This window comes from Paenibacillus qinlingensis (assembly GCF_031455095.1).
Taxonomy (GTDB): domain Bacteria; phylum Bacillota; class Bacilli; order Paenibacillales; family NBRC-103111; genus Paenibacillus_E; species Paenibacillus_E qinlingensis_A.
Window position 1 is genome coordinate 46,375 of the sequence record NZ_JAVDSB010000020.1, and the last position, 19,803, is coordinate 66,177.

The following is a 19,803-nucleotide window of genomic DNA, read 5'->3' on the forward strand; positions in this document are numbered from 1 at the left end:
TCCGAATACATGGAGGGACGAAAAGTATATGAAGAAGGAATTGATTGCTATGCGAGGCGAGCAACATGCAAATTTTACCGAGGATGGAGCGTGGTGTTTCTTCGCTGACCCGCGGGCAGTCCGGTATGTCGGAGGGCAGGACCGTACCTATGTCGGTTGGTTGACTCAGCAGGGCCATGTCATGATCGGCACTTATGATCATCGTGACGAGTCCGTTAACTCCGTCATGATTAAACCAAGTCTGCAGAAGGATGACCATGCGAATCCCTCTTTGTATTTTCCTGAGGATGGGCGTGCAGTCATCTACTACTCGGCTCATAATGGGAAGACGATGTATTACCGTCAAATGGAAACAGCAGAGGATATCACATCCTTTGGCACTGAACAGGACCTTCCCGAGAATACGAGCGGCATGCATGGATATACTTATCCCAATCCAATCTATCTTCGTCAGGAACATCAGCAGTATTTGTTCTGGCGCGGCGGTAATTTCAAACCTAATTTCAGTTGTTTACATGATAAAGAGGGGACATGGTCGGAACCCCAAACCTTAATCATGGGAGAAGGCGCCCGCCCCTACGTCAAGTATGCCAGTAATAGCGAGGATACTATCTGGTTTGCTTTTACGGATGGGCACCCGAATATAGAACCCAACAACAGCATCTACTGTGCTTGCATCCAAGATGGCAGCATCTCTCATGCGGACGGTTCAGCCATTAAACTGCTATCCGACCTGCCTATGCTTCCCCGTGAAGCTGATGTGGTGTTCGATGGTACCTTGCACGATACGAAGGCATGGATTTGGGATATTGCGGTGGACGAAGGCGGTCGTCCTGTCATCGTATATGCCGTCTTCCACACCAATACGGATCACCGTTACTGGTATAGCTATTGGAACGGCCACGCTTGGGAGAACCATGAAATGACAGCCAGCGGCTCCTGGTTCCCGCAAACCGTGCAAGGCGCCGTCGAACGGGAGCCTTTCTATTCGGGCGGTCTTATTCTCGATCATGCCGATCCAGCCAACGTGTATTTGTCGCGTTCGGTCAATGGTGTTTTCGAAATCGAGCATTGGCACACGACAGATCACGGTAAAACGTGGGTATCCACTGCTGTGACCAGCGGTTCCTCTCACAATAACGTGAGGCCTGTCCTAGCTAGGAACAACAGGCAAGAAGACGCGCTCCTTCTGTGGATGCATGGGGATTATGTGCATTTTACTAACTATGAGACAGCTTTAAAAATGAAGTTGGTTACGGGGAACAGGTAGGCATAGGATTTCGCATCCAGAACACCGCCTGTTGGGATTTACGCCGTTTATCCTCCCTATCTCCACTATCCCCTTCGCTCAGGCTTCAATTCCTTGACTACCATTCAACAACTTTTTTATTCTGAGCCAAAGGGATAGTGCGAATAGGCGCCTAATAACCAAACGATGATGGCCTAGTACTGGGAGCAGAATAAGCCCTTGCATCCTTCCTATTGAAGGGCGCAAGGGCCTATTCTGAACTCATTTCACATCAACAACGAACGGCACTGTGAACACTTCTCCGTTATGCTGGCATAGGATTTCGCATCCAGAACACCGCCTGTTGGAATTTACGCCGTTTATCCTCCCTTATCTCCACTATCCCCTTCGCTCAGGCTTCAATTCCCTGACTACTATTCAATAACTTTTTTATTCTGAGCCAAAGGGATAGTGCGAATAGGCGCCTAATAACCAAACGATGATGGTCTAGTACTGGGAGCAAAATAAGCCCTTGCATCCTTCCTATTGAAGGGCGCAAGGGCTTATTATGAACTCATTTCACATCAACAACGAACGGTACTGTAAACACTTCATCGTTATGCTGGAACTGTCCCCACAGCTTATAGATGCCCGCTTCAGGAAATGCGGTAGCGAACTTAGCAACAGGGCCCGTTGAATTCTCCTCAAGGGGATGTACATGAATGTACTGCTCGGCATCGGCTGACAGAATCACAACATGGCCCACGGCGCCTAAGTATGGCTGCAGATTCGTGATCTCTTTATTCGTCTGAGCGTCTCGAATTGTAAAACGGAGCGTTACCTCATCTTTGGCCTTCAAGCTGCTCAAGGAAAGTTCAACTGTCTTACCGCTAACCTCTTGCCGCAGCTTGGCATCTGCTTTGAGCACGGTGTGCCCCGCCTCTTTACCAGTAACCTTCACCCATTGACTAAGCGTAGTGCTTGTTCCACCACTAGGGATGAAATCAGCGATGAGCTTGTAGTCCCCGCCTGCATCGAAGCTTGTGCTGACCGTAAACTTGCCATTTCCTTGGTAGGTCGGATGGATATGTTGAAAAGAAGATAGATTGTGATTCACTACAATCAAGTGCAGCAGCTTCTCATGATTAATTTCAAAATCTGTCACTGCTTTGCCAACATCGTCTGTAATTTGGATCGTTAATTCTGACTTCTCATTGGCTTTCAGACTTGTCGATCCGAACGTAAACGATGCTTTCAGGTTCGTGGCTGCCTTAGCCATTTCGCCCCCATGTCCGCTATGTTCATCGCCACTTGCTGGGCTGGAGGCTGCCTCGTGACTGCCATGCTGACTCTTGCTCGAGGCCTCTCTGACACTGCCGCATGCGCTCAGAAGCAATACGACAAGCATAGCTGAGATAAGCCCTATTTTATGCATATTCACGCGCTTCTCTCCTAGATCTAGGTCAATTCTTTGCGAATCTTCACACGTTGCAGACGAAGTGCATTAAGAACGACAGAAACTGAGCTTAATGCCATGGCTAGGCCCGCCACCCAAGGCGCCAATAAGCCAAGCGCAGCAATAGGTATCCCTAACGTATTGTATCCGAGTGCCCAGACCAAATTTTGTTTGATGTTGCGCATCGTTTGGCGGCTCATGTAGAGCGCATCCGGAATGCTCGCTAAATCCCCACGCATAAGCGTTACATCAGCAGCTTCCATGGCCACATCCGTACCCGTCCCGATCGCCATCCCGATATCAGCCGTCGCTAGCGCCGGTGCATCATTAATACCATCTCCAACCATCGCTACTTTCTTTCCTAGCGCTTGGAGTTTTTTCACTTCTACCGCTTTGCCTTCGGGTAGAACCTCCGCGAGGACATGCTCAATACCCACTTGAGCTGCGATCGCTTGGGCCGTCCGTTCATTATCGCCGGTGATCATGATAACCTGAAGGCCCATTGCCTTCAAACGGCTAACCGCGGCATGCGAGGTTTCTTTGACGGTATCCGCAACAGCTACTATACCCCCGTACCCTTTATTGATGGCGACAAGCATAACTGTTTTACCGGACTCCTCGAGCTGCGACATCGTGTCATAGGCAGCCTTTGCATCTACACCGAATTGCTCCATAAGTCGTCGCGTTCCGATGAGCAGCTCTTTCCCTTCAACAACAGCTTGAATGCCATAGCCCGGGATGGCTTCGAATGATTCTACTGCGGGTAGTTCAATACCCTTCTCTCTAATCCCAGTCACGATTGCTTCTGCAAGGGGATGCTCCGAGTTTTTCTCCGCGGCGCCAACAAGTCGCAGGAATTCGGCTTCGTCACCTTCCGCGTACACATCGGTAAGTGCTGGTTTTCCTTTGGTGACCGTACCTGTTTTATCTAAAATAATGACATCAATCTGATGCGTCTTCTCTAGATGTTCGCCGCCTTTGAACAAAATGCCCAGTTCGGCCGCGCGCCCGGATCCCGCCATAATGGAAGTCGGTGTCGCTAAGCCTAGCGCACAAGGACAGGCAATAACCAAGATGGCTATGGCTTTCTCCAAAGCCCCTGCAAAATCGCCCGGTGTCACGAAGAAATACCACACTAGAAAAGCAATAAGCGCGATACCCACTACAATAGGAACAAAGATCCCAGAAATCACGTCGGCCACCCGTTGAATCGGCGCTTTTGAACCTTGCGCTTCTTCGACGACTTTAATAATTTGTGCGAGCGCCGTTTCTTTCCCGACCTTCGTTGCTTGGATACGAAGCCTACCATTTTTGTTGATGGTAGCTCCTATTACCGTATCACCAGATCTCTTCGTTACAGGCAGACTTTCCCCAGTGAGCATCGATTCATCCACAGAGGAAGAGCCATCAAGCACTTCTCCGTCTACCGGTATTTTATCTCCCGGACGGACGAGCACGATATCCCCCGTCATTACTTCGTCAATGGATACGTTGAGCTCTTGACCTTCACGGATAACCAACGCGGTCTTGGCTTGCAGCCCCATCAAAGACTTAATCGCTTCGGATGTTCGCCCTTTAGCAAGTGCTTCAAACAATTTACCCATGATGACTAATGTTATCAGCACAGCACTTGTTTCATAGTACAGAGACGGTCCGTGATGCATGCCGCCGCCCCCGATCGCCCAATCGATCGTCAAATACAGACTATAGAAGTACGCTGCCGATGTTCCTAGTGAAACCAGTACATCCATGTTGGCAGAACCATTGCGCAGCGCTTTATAAGCGCCTTCGTAGAATTGTCTTCCGATATAGAACTGAACCGGCGTTGCCATCAACAATTGAAACCATGGATTCATGAACAATTCCGGTATCCAAATCCATGTGGTAAATGAGAAGTGGCTCACCATCGACCACAGCAACGGCAAAGATAAGATCGCAGCTATCAGAAGCTTACGTTTCTGCTTTGTAATCTCTTGTTGCCTGTGTTCAGCAGGGTCGCCTTGCTCTTGTTTCGGCACGGCTTTGAAACCGAGCTTCTCCACCCGCTTCTGCATGTCAGATACCGTAAGATCGGCTGGATTGTACACGACATGGGCTGTTTCCATCGCAAAATTAACCGTCGCCACGCTAACACCAGGCATCTTGTTTAAGGTCTTCTCAATCCGCTGGGCACAGGCCGCACATGTCATGCCTTCAAGCTGTAAATCAACGGTTTCCTTCGCTGTATCATAGCCTAGCTTCTGAATGCTTTGTTCCATCTTGGCAGCATCGATGCGACTAGGGTCATACGTTACCGTTGCTCGCTCCATGGCGAAGTTAACATTGGCTTCCGTGACCCCCTCCAACTTGTTCAAACCCTTTTCAATCCGATTGGCACAAGCGGCGCAAGTCATTCCCGTGATCTGCAGGGATGTTTGCTTCGTGTTTGTTGCAGCATCCGCAGTTTCCATGATCTACACCTCTTTTAGTTAACGTCGTAGCCTTGCTCTTCAATCGCTTCTTTAATCGCATCTTGTGTCAGTTTCGTTTCATCGAAGGCCACATTCACTGTTCCGTTTGCTAAGTCCACTTTTCCGGTTGCACCTATTGTTTTCAAAGCTCCCTCAACGGAATTCACACAGTGATTACAGGACATGCCTGCTACTTTTAACGTTACATTTTGCATATGGTTCATTCTCCTTAATTAGGTTTATTGTTATTGAGTTTAGTATACCCCCCTACCCTATAAAAAGTCAAGCCAGAGACTTAGCTTTTCTGGGGGTTCACCATAGGCATCCACCACATATGTTTCTACACATGAAGAGGATGAATTCGTACGCTTGCGCATATCCTATCCATAGAGCACCTTCGGAACTTCCTGCCTATTCGTTTAAAAAACATTAGATCCGTGTAATTAAACACAGGAGGTGTTTATTATGAAGATCATGATCACAGCTGCGGAAGCTATGGAGAAAGGGGTATGGCTAGAGCTCCTTCGGCTCTTCGGCAGAGATAAAGATGAGGATATTTGGCCTGGGCAGGAGTTTATTCTAACCGAACAGCAAGCAATTCATTTGAAGCTGATTAAGAGATAGACACCTGCTAACTTACATAGGGACCTCATCTATACGGTGAAGTCCTTTTCGTACGTTGGTAGAATATTTACGTCCCTAATCCTTATTTCATAAGCTTATTTATCGTGGTTAATAACTCGGTTATCACTTCTTCATCGCCTTCTTGAATACGATCAATAACGCAACTCTTCATATGATGCTCAAGTAGTTGCTTACTTACCCCGTTTAACGCGGATTGGATGGATGAAATCTGATTCAGCACATCGTCACAGTACGTATCCTTCTCAATAAGCCCCTTAACCCCGCGAATTTGCCCTTCGATCCGGTTCAAACGCGTAATCAGATTACTCTTGGCTTTATCGGAATGATGACTCTTTCGTTCACTTGTAGTTCCACACATATCGTGTGAATGGCTCTCCTCCGTCATCACAATCACTCCCTATTGATTGCATTTTATCATAGCCCCCCACCCTATGCAAATGACAAAAGGGGTTGCATTGTCATAAACGACCGGTCTAATATATAGGGGTAATAGAAAGGAGATTTCCTATGAAACCCAATACTCGCGACACGATCATCGCCGCCGCGCTTGACTTGTTTTATTCGCGCGGTTATACAGCGACAGGTGTGCTCGATATCACCAAAGCCGCAGGTGTGCCTAAGGGCTCGTTCTATCACTTTTTTCCAAGTAAGGAAGCGTTGGCTGAAGCGACCGTCATTGCCTACACCAAGAATAATCGTATCGAGCTCCTGACTGATTCCAGCCCTTCCCCACTTCAACGTATCCATAATCATATCGATTATCTCCTAGATTTTGCAGAGCGGGACGGCTATGTGCGAGGCTGCTTATTCGGAAACTTCTCGACAGAAATGCCCTCTCAGAGTGACTTGGTTTCGCGTGCTGTTGCGGCCGCCCTCGACAATTGGGTCAAACAGCTTACATTAACAATTATTGCAGCCAAAGAGGCTGGCGAAATCACCACGAACTCTGATCCTGCGAGACTTGCCACCCACATCGTTGCCAGTATCGAAGGTTCCCTTTCTCAGTCCAAGGTTTCCCGCTCCAGTGCACCTCTAGAACTAACCATCACTACAATCTTTACTGACCTTCTCTACTAGACAAACTAGACAAAATAGACAAAATAGACAACTTTATATGCAGCAAGTTGCCCAAAACAGCAGTTCAAAGTAATTTCCGAGCTGCTGTTTTTGACATTCATTTTTACACAAAGCTTGCAAATACTAGACGACCGGTCTATTATGAAGAAACAGAAGAAGGGAGGCTACCTATATGTTCACAGAACATGTTTTTGTCGGAAGCGTTTTTATAGCAGGATTACTATCTTTTTTCTCACCATGCATCCTCCCCTTACTTCCTGTGTATATGGCTCATCTCGGTGCGGTTTCACCCAGAAGTAACGCAAGGGCAGTTCAATTAGGAAAGATGAAGCTTCATCCTCATCTGATCGGTAATACCTTATTTTTTATCCTAGGCATCTCTGCCGTCTTCCTACTACTTGGATTTGGGGCAGGAGCCTTGGGAACGGTTATTAATAGCTCCTCGTTTATCGTCGTTTGTGGTGCCATTGTTGTTGTCTTCGGGATCTTTCAGACAGGTCTTATCCAACTACTCTTTCTACAGCGGGAAAGAAAATTAACGATTTCAACGAGTGAAAAGAAAGGTTTCACAGCGGCATTCTTGCTTGGCTTAACCTTCAGCTTCGGATGGTCACCATGTATCGGTCCTGTTTTAGCTGCTGTACTTAGTCTATCTGCAAGTGAAGGGTCGTCGCTTGTTGGCGGAGGATATATGTTCGTGTATACGCTCGGATTAGCCATTCCATTTCTGATTCTCTCCATCTTCTCAGATTTGCTATTAAGTAAGCTAAGAAAACTGAATGCCTATACACCTACAATAAAAGTCATATCTGGCATCTTGCTGATTGTGATGGGCGTATTGCTCATGACGAACAACTTGAATATATTTGCTCTTATTTTCAACTAACTAGGGAGGCGATTCTATCATGATGATAAAAAGAAACTGGATGATCACTACAGCGATCTTACTTACGCTGCTAATTCTTACGGCTTGTGGCAGTTCGCAAGCTGCACAATCAGAGAATTCACCGCAAGCTGTTCTAAATAAAGGACAGGCTGCACCTCCGTTTACATTGAAAGACTTAGATGGTAAGAACGTAGATCTAGCTAGCTTTGCTGGGGAAAAAGTTTATGTGAAATATTGGGCTTCTTGGTGTTCGATCTGTTTAGCCGGATTGGATGAAATTGATGAATTGGCCAGTCAGGACAATGATTTCAAAGTCATTACGATTGTTAACCCCAATTATCGAGGTGAGCAATCATCTGAGCGTTTTACCAAGTGGTTTAAGGGGTTGCAAGCCGACCAAACAGGAACTCATCTAACCGTTTTGCTAGATGAAGATGGCAAGTGGGCTCAAAAGTTTGGGGTCAGAGCCTATCCATCCTCGTACTACATCGGTTCTGATGGCATTCTGGCGAAATCAGTGCCAGGTCATAACGCGAATAGTGCGATACTCAACAATTTTGGTGACATCCATTGATAATTGAAGCTTCTAGGAGGACATATAATGAAAAAATTTGTTCATATAAGTAGTTTGCTGCTCCTACTGTTTGTTACAGCATGTGCCAGCCCAAGTTTCACTTCACAGGCAACAACGAAAGCGACGAAAGCGAGTACAGCACCGACAACTACCCGTTCAGAAAACCCGAATGATGCAATTGATTACACAAATAGCAAGCTGCAAACGATCTATTTGGCTGGCGGATGTTTTTGGGGCGTAGAAGCTTATATTTCACGTATTCCTGGTGTACAGAATGTAACTGTAGGTTATGCTAATGGGATAGGTGAGAATCCCACTTATAAAGACGTTGTTAGGGAGGATCGTAAGTTTGCCGAGACCGTTGAAGTTAAGTATGATCCGGAACGAATCCCGTTATCTGACCTACTGAAACGTTTCTTCAAAATTATTGATCCGACAAGTTTAAATAAACAAGGGAACGATGCGGGGATTAGTTACCGTTCAGGCGTTTATTATGTTAATGAAAGCGACGTCTCCGTTATTAATGAAGTGATCGGTAATGAGCAGAAGAAATATGATAAAAAGATCGTTACGGAAGTGCTGCCTTTAACGAACTATTACTTGGCTGAGGAAGAGCATCAAGATTATTTAGTGAAAAATCCAAATGGCTACTGCCACGTTGATTTGACGATTCTAGATGAGCCTGTCAAAGTAGACCCTACTTTGTACACACGACCGAGCAACGAAGAACTGAAAGCCAAATTATCGGATCTTCAGTACAGGGTCATTGTACTTGGAGCTGAAGAACAGGCTTTCTCCAATGAATACTGGAATACGTACGATCCTGGTATCTACGTTGATATCGCAACAGGAGAACCTCTTTTCTCTAGTCGTGACAAATACGATTCCGGCTGCGGGTGGCCCAGCTTTACTAGACCGATTGATCCGGATGTCGTAACTTATGAAAAGGATACCCGATATAACTTAGTTCGTACGGCGCTTAAGAGCCGTGTAGGAGCTATTCATCTTGGACATGTGTTTGATGACGGTCCTGCCGAATCGACAGGAAAAAGATATTGTATCGATAGCGCCTCTATCCGGTTCGTACCACAGGATAAGATGCAGCAAGAAGGCTATGGATATTTGCGCGCAGCTGTGGAATAAATAAGAATAAGGACCGGGAGCACTTCTTACAAGTGCTTCCGGTCCTTGCTATCATCGACTTTATTGATAGACTTCCATCTCAAAAAGCGAGTAACCATATTGCGTATTACGTTGTGTGCCAGACATTTTTACATACCTAGCGTTGGTTGGGCTGAAGTCAATGTTATTCAAGCCGCCAGCTCCAGTTGTTGTTGCGAATACAGGTGTCCAGTTCTCACCATCTGTTGATACTTCAATTGTATACGCTTTTCCGGAAGCATTTTCCCAGTACAAAATGACGTTACTAATTGAGACCGTTGCTCCCAAATCCACGCTGATCCATTGTGGATCGCTGAATGCGGACTCCCAACGGGAGCCTTTATTACCATCCACCGCTTTATTCCCGCCTTGAAGCGGATTCTCAGAGGTAAACGTCGGCTTGTTCAGCGCAAGATTAACGGCCAAATTCGGCGTGATCACCTGTTGAACCGAAGCTTCACCAAATCCAGTCGCCGGAATGCTGATTACGTAATTGCCGGCTTCTGTGAATAAGGAAGCGTCTAGCGTGATTTTCCCCGGTGTAATGGTATATTTCGCTGTGTTTAACGCAGCTCCATTAACCTTCACCGTCTGGATAGCCTCTCTCCATGCCGCATCATCTTCATAGGTGATCTCAATCGGCTGGCCTGTCGTATTCTTCGTCACATCTGCCGTTATAACAGGGGTTACTACGGGTACTACGGGTGCAGTTTCGGCACTGCCATACACTTCAAATTCAAAAAGCGAATAGCCATAATTCGTTGTCCGTGTCGTACCGTTCATCTTCACATATCTTGCGCTCTCTGGAGCAAATGTAAGATTATCGATTCCTGCCTTACCTGATGCTGTCGCATAAACCGTCTTCCACGTTACGCCATCCAAGGAAACTTCCAGCGTGTAGCTCTTTGCTGCTGCATTTTCCCAGTTCAAGCGAACGGTGTTAATGACATGCTCCACGCCCAAATCCACTGTGATAAACTGTGGATCGCTGAATGCTGACTCCCAACGGGAGCCTTTATTGCCATCCACCGCTTTATTCCCGCCCTGAAGCGGATTCGCAGAGGTGATCGTCCGTTTGTTCAAAGCAAGATTAAGAGCCAAATTGGTGTTCGTAGTCACTTCCTGCTGCACGATCGCATCGTTGTAGCCTGAAGCCTGAACGCTGATTGAATAGCTCTTAGCCTCTGCAAATAGTGACGCGTCCAAAGTCAATTTCCCCGACGCTATGCTATACTGAGCTGCAGACACAATCGCTCCGTTTAGTTTCACTGCGTTAATCGCATTACGCCATACTGCATCGTCCGCGAAGGTGATTTCGATCGGTTGACCGATCTTATTCGACGTGGTATCTGCATTCATTGCAGGAGCTGCTAACGCATTAGATGGGTTGCCATATACTTCAAACTCATACAACGAATAGCCATATGCCGTTGTCCGTGCAGTGCCATTCATCTTCACATATCTTGCGCTCACAGGTGAGAACGAGATGTCGTTAATACCTGGTTTACCCGAAGTTGTCGTATAAACGGTTTTCCAATTGGCTCCGTCTGTGGAAACCTCAACCGTATAACTCTTGCCTGCGGCATTTTCCCAGTTCAAAAGTGCACGGCTTATGGTGTGCTCTGAGCCCAGATCCACCGTGATGAATTGAGGATCGCTAAATGCCGATTCCCATCTTGTATCCTTGTTTCCGTCAACGGCTTTACTGCCGGCTTGCCCAGAATCCGCCGAAGTAATTGTCGGTTTGTTAAGCGCAAGGTTCACTGTTGAGCTCGTGATGATAACTTGCTGCACGACAGCCGGTGAGTACCCTTTGGCCTCAATCGCAATCTCATAGCTGCCGACTGCTGGGAATAACGATGCATCCAACGTAATTTTGTCCGCCGCAACACGATATTGACCCATGTTCAATACAGTTCCATTGACCTTCACAGCGTTGATCGCACTACTCCAAGCTACATCTTGATTGAACGTAATGTCAATCGGCTGACCAACTCTATTCATAGTCGTATCTGCTGTTAATTCCGGTGTATCCAGAACACCTGAAGGGGTGCCGAATACTTCGATTTCCCAAAGAGAATAGCCATATTGCGTTGTACGTTTCGTTCCGTTCACTTTTACATATCTAGCATCCACAGCTGGGAACGTAATGTCATCGATCCCTTCATGTCCGCGTGTTGTCGTGTAAACAGTTGTCCATTCTACGCCATCCTTAGAAACTTGAACGGTGTAGTTTTTGCCTGCGGCATTTTCCCAGTTCAAGCGTACTCGGCTAATTTTGTAGGCCGATTTCAGATTCACTGTAAGGAACTGTGGATCACTGAAATCAGACTCCCAACGCGTATCCAACTTGCCATCTACGGCAAAAGCTCCATCTTTGTTCGCCTTTTCCGTAAGGGTTGGTTTATTCAACGCAAGATTAACCGTGGAACTCGTGATCACATTTTGCTGAATCGCAGCATCCGGGTATCCGTCCGCTAAAATCGTAATTGTATAGCTGTTTTCCTCTACAAATAAGCTGGAATCCAACGTGATTTTACCTGCTGCTACGTGATATTTTGAAGCATCCACGTTGTTTCCGTTCACTTTTACCGCTTTAATCGCATTTCTCCATGCTTCATTATCAGCATAAGTCAATTCAATCGCTTGCCCCGTCGTATTCTGTGAGGAATCCGGCGTTAATTGTGGAGCTATCTTGTGATTCATGTCACTAACTTTCGTAGGATCAACTTTCACAAGGCTTTTCGGACCTACAATAGCCGAACCGGTAACGCCAGCTGCATTGTGGAAAGTGACCGTAACAGGCGCATTCGTCGGGTTCCAAATCATCGAGGAATACGTTGTACCCTTTTTATAAACCGTAGCTCCAGACCAGCCTGTCGCCCAGATCTCGTTGGAACGCTGACCCAGTGTGGCCATGTTATGAACGAACCAATACGTGTCGAAAATTTCGTTCTTCTGTGTACCTTCAACTGTCCATTTGTTCAGAACACTTTGTGAATCGCTTAACGATTGGATTGGCCAAACGATGTGCTGCCAAGCCGTCTCAGGCCCTTTATTATCTTTTACAAATCCATTGTACAAATCTGCAGCCTTTTGTGTATCAAAGCCATAGCTTGTCAAATATTCCCCAGTAGGCAGCCAATGGATACCGTATACATTAACAGGATCGCCACTGAAGAACGTACCGAAATTATAAGCACTTCCGTACACTTGACCGACCGATTTGTGCTTAAACCCTGGCAGCCAGTTATCGTTGTCGTAATTGAACCAATATTGCTCTACAGCTTTCAGCTCAGTCGTAAAGCCATAAATGGCGATATCGCGACTATCTTTATTACCGGATAGCAAGCTCCACATGTACTCCCCGACCCAGCCGAAAAGTGCCTCGCCCGCTGCTTCTTGGTTATTCCCGCTGTTATTGTCTCCATATCCGCCAGCCCATGAATGGCCTTCATACGGATCAAAGTTGCGAAGGAACGGATAAAGTGGATCGTTTTTGGACGGGTTGCCATAATCACGGATAAGATGTTCAACCATGCCGCCGTAATTGTCTTTAAAATCTTGATCGTAGGTAGCTAGAATAGCGGAAGCAAACGCATAATAACCATATGTAAAATGGTGATCGGTTAGTCCTGTGTTGGCGCCGAATTCACTGGATTTGTAATACATCGTACCCCAAGTCGGATCGTAATACATGAAGTATTCCGGTTCGCCCTTCGTGTACGTATACCAATCAGTTAATATCGTTTTCAATCTGCTTAGGAACACATTTTTATAATAGGTATCGCCAATTTGATCAGCAATCAATACCCCCATAGCCAAAGGATGAAGTACTTTTCCTTGCCAGTATGCATCGCCAGCCATGATGTTTTTGGAAGTCGACTCATCGAGGAAGTCCAATTGCTCTAAGAGGGCAGTACGTGAGTATGTGGGATCACTCGGCTCCGTGAACTGAGGCACGATTCCATTGAATTTGTCTACCGTGGTAAACGAGTTGCCTTCATGCAGCTTCAATGTACCTCGAATGGATGCATATGCAAGATTCGTAAGCGTGGAATCTGTCTGTTTCCATTGATGCGGCAGCAAGGTCATCAAGGTCGTTGGTGCTAAATCAGCCCGCTTCTGATCAATCGTAACTTCGAATTTCGTCGTAACATCCGAGGTATTTTCGTTAAAGTTCGGAGTTACCGTCGTATTCGTGACGAAAGCATACGCGTGTTGATAGAAATAGTTCAAATCGCCAGCTGTAGGAATGGTAGCCAAAGATAAATAATTTTGCCCATTACCAAGTCGTACTTTAATTTTACCCCCGACTTTCGTAAAGGTGGAACCTTCTGGTGCGAACACGCCGTAGTGGCGAGTAACCGTTTGCGGTTTCGGAGCGCCATCCAAGTTGGTGACAGTGAACCCGATATGGTCCGCTTTTACAGTAGCACCTTCTGTTGCCAAGATCGCATTGTTGTTGTCATCGAAAAACTTCGTTGTAGCAGGAAAGTATAATTCCGGTGTTGTAGGATCACTGAACTCGGAGTATAGATAAGGCGAGCCTTTGACAAAAGTTGTTTTCATTTTTTCTGTCTCATTGTCGCTTAACACAACAGTGGCAGCCCAGTCGCTATACCCGGATATTTTGTTCTTGATACGGGATGCACTGATATTGCCAGACATCAAGTACACATCGGGATCTCCACCTGCGTACTGTGAATTCCCACTTTCGTCCACCCAGCCCGTGCCGGGGTTTAGAATACTAAGACCTTGATTCGTATATTTGGATTTAAGCGGAAGCGTGATGAGGCTGTCACTCAAATCTTTAATCAATACCGACTGCCACCAGTCATTGGATGCAATCGGCGCAGCGACATTATCCGTTTTATTGACCGGTGGTCTAGGCTGGGGCATTGAAACATCGTTGGTTAAATAACTGCCCTTTCCAACGTTTACCGTAGAAGCAGTAGGCAATGTCGGAATGGTATAGGTTGGTTGAGGATCCCCTTGCACGTAATCATACACGGAGAAATTGAATAGAGAATAACCGAAGCTAGTCGTTCTGCTAATGCCTTTCATTCTCACATAACGGCCACTAGCATAGACAGGCGTGTCCATTAGTCCTTCTCGTCCGTTCATTTCTCTGTAAATGGTTTTCCAATTAACAGCATCATCCGATACTTGAAGGTCATAGATTCTACCAGCTGCATTTTCCCATTGCAGACGAATACGACCGATCGTGTGAACGCTCTCTAAATCCACATACAACCACTCATCACTCGTATCTCGGGAAGACCACCGCGTTTTCAAATCCCCGTCTACCGCATTCTGTGGAATCATCAGTGGTTTGTCTTTCTCAGCAACTTGGTAGGAGGAAGCGACAACTGGTTTATTTAATGCGACATCTTCTCCAAGAACAATCGGCCGAGGATTACTTCCGCCTGTCCCGTATACCTCAAATTCATAGAGTGAGACACCATAATTGCCAGCGCGCTCAAGCGACAGCATCCGAACGTAACGCCCAGCTCCCGTTAGCGCAATCGTATCCACGCCTCCATCACCGTTCTTGTTCTCGTAAATATCTTTCCACTCTGACTCATCGTTGGACACTTGAATCTTATACGACTTGGAATAAGCATTCTCCCAACGAAGAACAACTTGATCAATGGTTGCCGCAGCACCAAGGTCAACATAAATCCACTGTGGATCTGCACTAAAGGCACTGCCCCAACGAGAGTCTTTGTCTCCATCTACCGCTTTGTCTGGTGACAAGCCTCCCTCCATCGAGGAAGCATACGTTGCTCCTTCATACGAAATTAGTTGTGAAGTACCGGCAGCTTTGGCAGCCGTTGCCCTTGGGGTAGGTACAACGTTAAAAACACTAAGTGCCATAGATGAAGCGATCGAGAAAGTAATCATCTGAAAAAACTTCTTGCGCATACTTCTAGCTTGTAAAGCCATACCTATTTCTCCTCCTTAGATGTTACCCCTGTGGGGCTCAAGCTGTGAGTACAGTCATGGGCAAAATGGAACGATTACACGCAAATTTTGTCGACTAGTTTTCACAGCCTGATTATATTATCCACTGGTAAAATAAAACAATGAGCCCATCTACCTAAGGATTCCAGTCTAGATAGTCCAACTTATCTGTATGCAGAAAGCACAGTAACCCTATTTTCACATTCATTTTTTAGAGAAGTTAGAACCACAAATCCAAGATGGACACTGCACTCAACGCGTGTGCAACCCCTCTATAAACTCATGTAAATTAATGGGTATAAATTACTATAAAATGTTATTTATGATTGTAAGTTTTATATTATATTTTTTATGTAAAAAAGATAAATTATCATTGTACGGAAGTTTTGGCGAAAATGTCGAAGACGCACGTAAACAGAACCAGCCTATTTCTCTGGAACTATTTTTCATTGCAAATGATATGTACTAGATTACTTTACCCCTTTGGAATGTTTAGCCATTGATAAAAAGAGATCACTCACACAACTTCTGGCAAGGGATCTAGATTCAGGTGTTGCTCCCATACCCACGTACTGACATGATCCTCGACTACATATTCCTATGGTTATCGCTGCTTTTTCAGCTGGTGGAAACTGACTGAACTTGAATTCCAGCGGACCTTCCTTGAGTTCAATGTAACCAACATTTTCTACAACACCTACTTGGCATACCGGACAATTGCAAACACCCATGATGTCTTCATCCTTTTCTGTTCTGACTGTTGGAGTCCCAACGACACACATTCGCAACTTGAAGGAAGGGCGATGGTGATTTTCATCATCAAAAAGCTTCTTTTTTAGGTAACAGAAAACTATTCGTAGCATAACATATAATTACATATTTAACTAGTTATTTAGTCTTTTATGTCAACATTTCCATATGCTTTTTAGGGTGATTTGTTTTTATTTTGTAGAGTGATGCGATATAATAAAGCTTGTCAAGCTACAGAAAGGTGATCATTCATGGACGAAAAAAAGCTGCCACTTCGAGTAGCTCCAGACCTAGCCTTTAATGTGAATACGCAAATCAAGGAACAATTGAAATGGCTGATTGGTATTGGCCATATCGAACCTGGCGATATGCTTCCATCAACAAGCCAATTGGCTGATGAATTAGGGCTTAATTTAAATACAATTAATAATGCTTTCACTCAACTTCGTTATGAAGGGCTTGTCACCATGCAGAGAGGGCGAGGCACACAGGTTGTAGATGGCATCCAAACGGAAAGGCTCCGAAAGGAACGGCTTTCTATGCAAAAGCTGTTAGAGAAGACCATTTGTGAAGCCGTTTCCGCAGGCCATGATTTACAGCAACTTTTCACTGCCAGTCTCGCATATGTACTCTTGAGCACACCTCGAACCCAAGAGAAGTTACATATTGTTCTTGTCGAATGCAGAGAACATGACCACCAGTTCCTAAGTGAAGCTATTGCACAAGCAACCGATTGTACGGTGTCGTTGCTTTTTCTAGAGGATCCTTATCCGAACGGGGAGGAGTCTGACGAAATTCTGCGCCATGCTAATTTCATTATTACGACGCTTATTCACGAAGATGAAGTCAAGTCCCGCTTCGCCTGCTACGACAAAAAAATAGTGGTCATCGGCACTACCGTCGACACTTCCTGTCTTCTCCAAATTTCCAGGCTAGAATCGGATACGAATGTCACGTTCGTTTGCCTTGGCAAAACGGGCGGAGAATGGATGGCGAATCAAGTACGTGATGCGGGTATTGATCACATTCACTTTGGGACATTAGGCTGGAATGACCGCGAGAGATTGCCCAGCGTATTGCAGCAATCAGACATCATTTATGCTTCCTCCTCTGTCTTTCCTGAATTAAAGAAGTTAGCTTCCGAGAAAGTGGAGTTGTTCCCCATCCGATTAGAGAAAACCAGCAAAAGCTTATTAGACGAAATCTCCAAACAAAGCATTAGACGTTAGAAGTACAACCAACTGCAAGGATTTCCTCCCCTGAATGGCGTCTACCTATCATTCTTCCTTAAACCACCATTCGTTACCCTTATGACGTATATAAAAATAATATCCCCTTCGATTCCACTCATCCCTCATGTTTCATAAGGTTGATTCTGAGTGTATCTGCAAGGGGATATTTGTCTCTTGTTACCCTACCTTAGGCGTGATTGATGGTGATACCATAGCCATCCGGTTTTTCAACGATAGGAATAATGTAAAGATTGCAAGGAAGGCCACAACGATAGCCAGAATCCATATCGCGTTGTTGAAGCCAAACACTGTGGAAGCTACCCCACCACCGTAGGCGCTTAGGCCTTGGAACAAATAAGCAACTACCAACACAGCGGAGATAAACTGTACACGATACTGAGCAGGCGAGTTGATAACCACAATCCCGATTCCCCCTGAAGCAGAGAACCCGTAACCAAGTCCACCGAGGACGGACGAGACAATGAACAGAGCGAAAGAATGTAATTCCGAAGCGCTGACCAACATAACGACTGTTAAAAAGACAGCGATCATGCCCGCCCGAATGGATGTCCGTGGCCCTAAACGTCCTGCAATGGTTGCACTAACAGCACCGAGTAGATACGATATCGACAGAACGATTCCAATCACTAGAATGTCATTCGTTCCAACGACATCACGCGCGATCTGCGCTCCTAGCGATAAAAATACAGCACCATTGGCGAAACCCACTCCTACGGCTAAGGCGGCTAACGCATAAAGTCCGCGTTGTCCTGGTGGGATTTGAATGCCTTGCGGCCTCCAGCCCGTTTTTCTGACCGCTTTATTGTCGGGAATAAAGAAAGATAAGACCATGCTAATTAACACAATGGCGGTCAACACCCAGTAACTAAAATGCAGTGGTGATGGGGCATATTTAATAAGAACTGCACCGATAATCGTTGCAAAAAATAGCCCGCTAGCTTGTGTGATGGTATTAATGGAGCCAGGATATTTCTGATTGGACTTCGGGTTAAATTCGACAAGTGCCGCGGCACCAGATCCTGCTGTCAGCCCAACCCCAATACCTTGTAGGATACGACCGCCAAATAGCCAAAATACATTAGGGGCTGAGGCAAAGGCTAGTGCACTTATGAGAAGAAAAGTAAGTCCAATCAATAACGTGTTCCTGCGACCAATGTAATCCGATATGTTTCCTAAGATAATGAGGACCAGAATCAGTACGATCGGATAGGTGGCAAAGATACCTGTCGTTACTGCCTTAGAAAGATGCCATTCCGAAGCATAAATGGGAAAAACAATCGAAGGAGCTGTACTTGCCCACAAGCTAACCGTCAAAATCCAAGCTACCGCCCAGAAAGCTGCTTTCGTTGACAATGTTTTCATTCACATTTCCTCCTTCACTTTAAAGTTGTTCAGATTCTTCAAGCGAAAGAGATCTCGTTTACTCCTTAGCTTGAAATAGTTGTGGGTACAAGCTCGCAACTCCACCTGCTAGGTTTTTCTGCACCTTACGACTCGTGTCGTCAGCTAGGATCTCCAAGCTATCGGCTTCAATGCCGTCAATAGCAATTTTGGCGATATCCGTAGGATTCACTTTTGGCGCTTGAATATTCGCGGTCATATCTGTATCCATAAACCCAACGTGAAGACTGGATACTTTTATGTTGCGAGGAGCCAAATTCAGTCTCAGTACGTTAGTCAATCCCCACTCCGCTGCTTTGGCTGCGGTATAAGCACCTGCGCTATCAATACTGAACCAGGACAGGGCTGATAGTACATTCAGAATGCTGCCTCCACCATTCCGCTCAATGATTGGTGCAAATGCACGGGTCATGGCAAGTGTACCGAACACGTGCGTATCAAATTCAATATGAATGGTTTCCAAATCACTCTCCAGCAAGGATGCCCCCGTCGAGGATCCTGCGTTGTTAAGCAACAAGGTCACATCCGTTGCTATCTCCGCGGCAGCTGCGACCGATTTTGGATCTGTAATATCTAATTGGAGCGGAATCGCTCCAGGAATATCAATTGTCTCTGGGTTTCTAGCACCTGCGTATACTTTAGTCCCTCTAGCAATCAGTTCAAGCGCTAATTGGCGACCAAGTCCTCTGTTTGCTCCAGTAATTAATGCGATTTGATTTGACATGTTCATCGTATTTCCTCCGCTCATTTTGAGTTATTTTTTAAACATTAAAGAATGATCATTCCTAAATGGGATAAAAAAAAGTGATGTGCTCTGCCCTACGCGATCTAGCATATCTTATTTAAGAACGATTGGTCAATAACTATTTCTAGCCATTCCTTATATAATTAGGTTCTCCATCTCACAATCGCATTATACTTACGGAAAAATGAGGTCATTTAAAGAATAATCATT

14 protein-coding genes are annotated in these 19,803 nt (G+C 45.7%); 7 read left to right on the plus strand and 7 right to left on the minus strand.

What is annotated here, in order from left to right:
* Positions 1-28 precede the first annotated feature (28 nt).
* Positions 29-1,270 (plus strand): BNR-4 repeat-containing protein, encoded by a 1,242-nt coding sequence (locus J2736_RS29920; RefSeq protein WP_310502243.1) that lies wholly within the window; start codon positions 29-31, stop codon positions 1,268-1,270.
* A gap of 532 nt (positions 1,271-1,802) precedes the next feature.
* Here J2736_RS29920 and J2736_RS29925 read toward each other — a convergent pair.
* Genes J2736_RS29925 through J2736_RS29935 form a run of 3 tightly spaced genes read right to left on the minus strand, consistent with a single transcriptional unit; the run spans position 1,803 to position 5,349 of the window.
* Positions 1,803-2,663, minus strand: a complete 861-nt coding sequence (locus tag J2736_RS29925) for a hypothetical protein (protein WP_310502290.1) — start codon at positions 2,661-2,663, stop codon at positions 1,803-1,805.
* A gap of 23 nt (positions 2,664-2,686) precedes the next feature.
* Positions 2,687-5,134, minus strand: a complete 2,448-nt coding sequence (locus tag J2736_RS29930; protein WP_310502244.1) for a heavy metal translocating P-type ATPase — start codon at positions 5,132-5,134, stop codon at positions 2,687-2,689.
* Between the two features lie 14 nt (positions 5,135-5,148).
* Positions 5,149-5,349 carry a copper ion binding protein gene (locus J2736_RS29935; RefSeq protein ID WP_310502245.1) on the minus strand — a complete coding sequence of 67 codons (201 nt, stop codon included), beginning with the start codon at positions 5,347-5,349 and terminating at the stop codon, positions 5,149-5,151.
* A gap of 250 nt (positions 5,350-5,599) precedes the next feature.
* Between J2736_RS29935 and J2736_RS29940 the strand changes: the two genes are divergently transcribed.
* Positions 5,600-5,758 (plus strand): hypothetical protein, encoded by a 159-nt coding sequence (locus J2736_RS29940; protein ID WP_310502246.1) that lies wholly within the window; start codon positions 5,600-5,602, stop codon positions 5,756-5,758.
* Positions 5,759-5,840: 82 nt separating this feature from the next.
* On the opposite strand, the gene J2736_RS29945 is transcribed toward J2736_RS29940, so the two are convergent.
* Positions 5,841-6,164, minus strand: coding sequence for a metal-sensitive transcriptional regulator (locus J2736_RS29945; RefSeq protein ID WP_310502247.1), 324 nt, complete (start codon positions 6,162-6,164; stop codon positions 5,841-5,843).
* A gap of 122 nt (positions 6,165-6,286) precedes the next feature.
* On the opposite strand from J2736_RS29945, the gene J2736_RS29950 reads away from it, so the two are divergent.
* From J2736_RS29950 to msrA, 4 genes are all read left to right on the plus strand, one after another.
* Positions 6,287-6,856: a TetR/AcrR family transcriptional regulator gene (locus J2736_RS29950; protein WP_310502248.1), complete on the plus strand. Its 570-nt coding sequence runs from the start codon at positions 6,287-6,289 to the stop codon at positions 6,854-6,856.
* Positions 6,857-7,028: 172 nt separating this feature from the next.
* The gene (locus J2736_RS29955) at positions 7,029-7,742 is read left to right on the plus strand and encodes a cytochrome c biogenesis CcdA family protein (protein WP_310502249.1); all 714 of its coding nucleotides are present in this window, start codon (positions 7,029-7,031) and stop codon (positions 7,740-7,742) included.
* 19 nt (positions 7,743-7,761) lie between these two features.
* On the plus strand, positions 7,762-8,316 hold the full coding sequence (locus tag J2736_RS29960) for a TlpA family protein disulfide reductase (protein WP_310502250.1): 555 nt from the start codon (positions 7,762-7,764) through the stop codon (positions 8,314-8,316).
* A gap of 27 nt (positions 8,317-8,343) precedes the next feature.
* A complete protein-coding gene (gene msrA, locus J2736_RS29965) occupies positions 8,344-9,459 on the plus strand; it encodes a peptide-methionine (S)-S-oxide reductase MsrA (protein WP_310502251.1) in 1,116 nt (371 codons plus the stop codon).
* A 60-nt stretch (positions 9,460-9,519) separates the two neighbouring features.
* On the opposite strand, the gene J2736_RS29970 is transcribed toward msrA, so the two are convergent.
* Positions 9,520-15,426, minus strand: a complete 5,907-nt coding sequence (locus J2736_RS29970; RefSeq protein ID WP_310502252.1) for a galactose-binding domain-containing protein — start codon at positions 15,424-15,426, stop codon at positions 9,520-9,522.
* 1,019 nt (positions 15,427-16,445) lie between these two features.
* Here J2736_RS29970 and J2736_RS29975 point away from each other — a divergent pair.
* Positions 16,446-17,423 carry a GntR family transcriptional regulator gene (locus J2736_RS29975; RefSeq protein WP_310502253.1) on the plus strand — a complete coding sequence of 326 codons (978 nt, stop codon included), beginning with the start codon at positions 16,446-16,448 and terminating at the stop codon, positions 17,421-17,423.
* A 180-nt stretch (positions 17,424-17,603) separates the two neighbouring features.
* Here J2736_RS29975 and J2736_RS29980 read toward each other — a convergent pair whose 3' ends face one another.
* Together J2736_RS29980 and J2736_RS29985 are read right to left on the minus strand one after the other, a co-directional pair.
* Positions 17,604-18,809 carry an MFS transporter gene (locus J2736_RS29980; RefSeq protein WP_310502254.1) on the minus strand — a complete coding sequence of 402 codons (1,206 nt, stop codon included), beginning with the start codon at positions 18,807-18,809 and terminating at the stop codon, positions 17,604-17,606.
* Positions 18,810-18,867: 58 nt separating this feature from the next.
* On the minus strand, positions 18,868-19,578 hold the full coding sequence (locus J2736_RS29985; RefSeq protein ID WP_310502255.1) for an SDR family oxidoreductase: 711 nt from the start codon (positions 19,576-19,578) through the stop codon (positions 18,868-18,870).
* Positions 19,579-19,803: the final 225 nt, after the last annotated feature.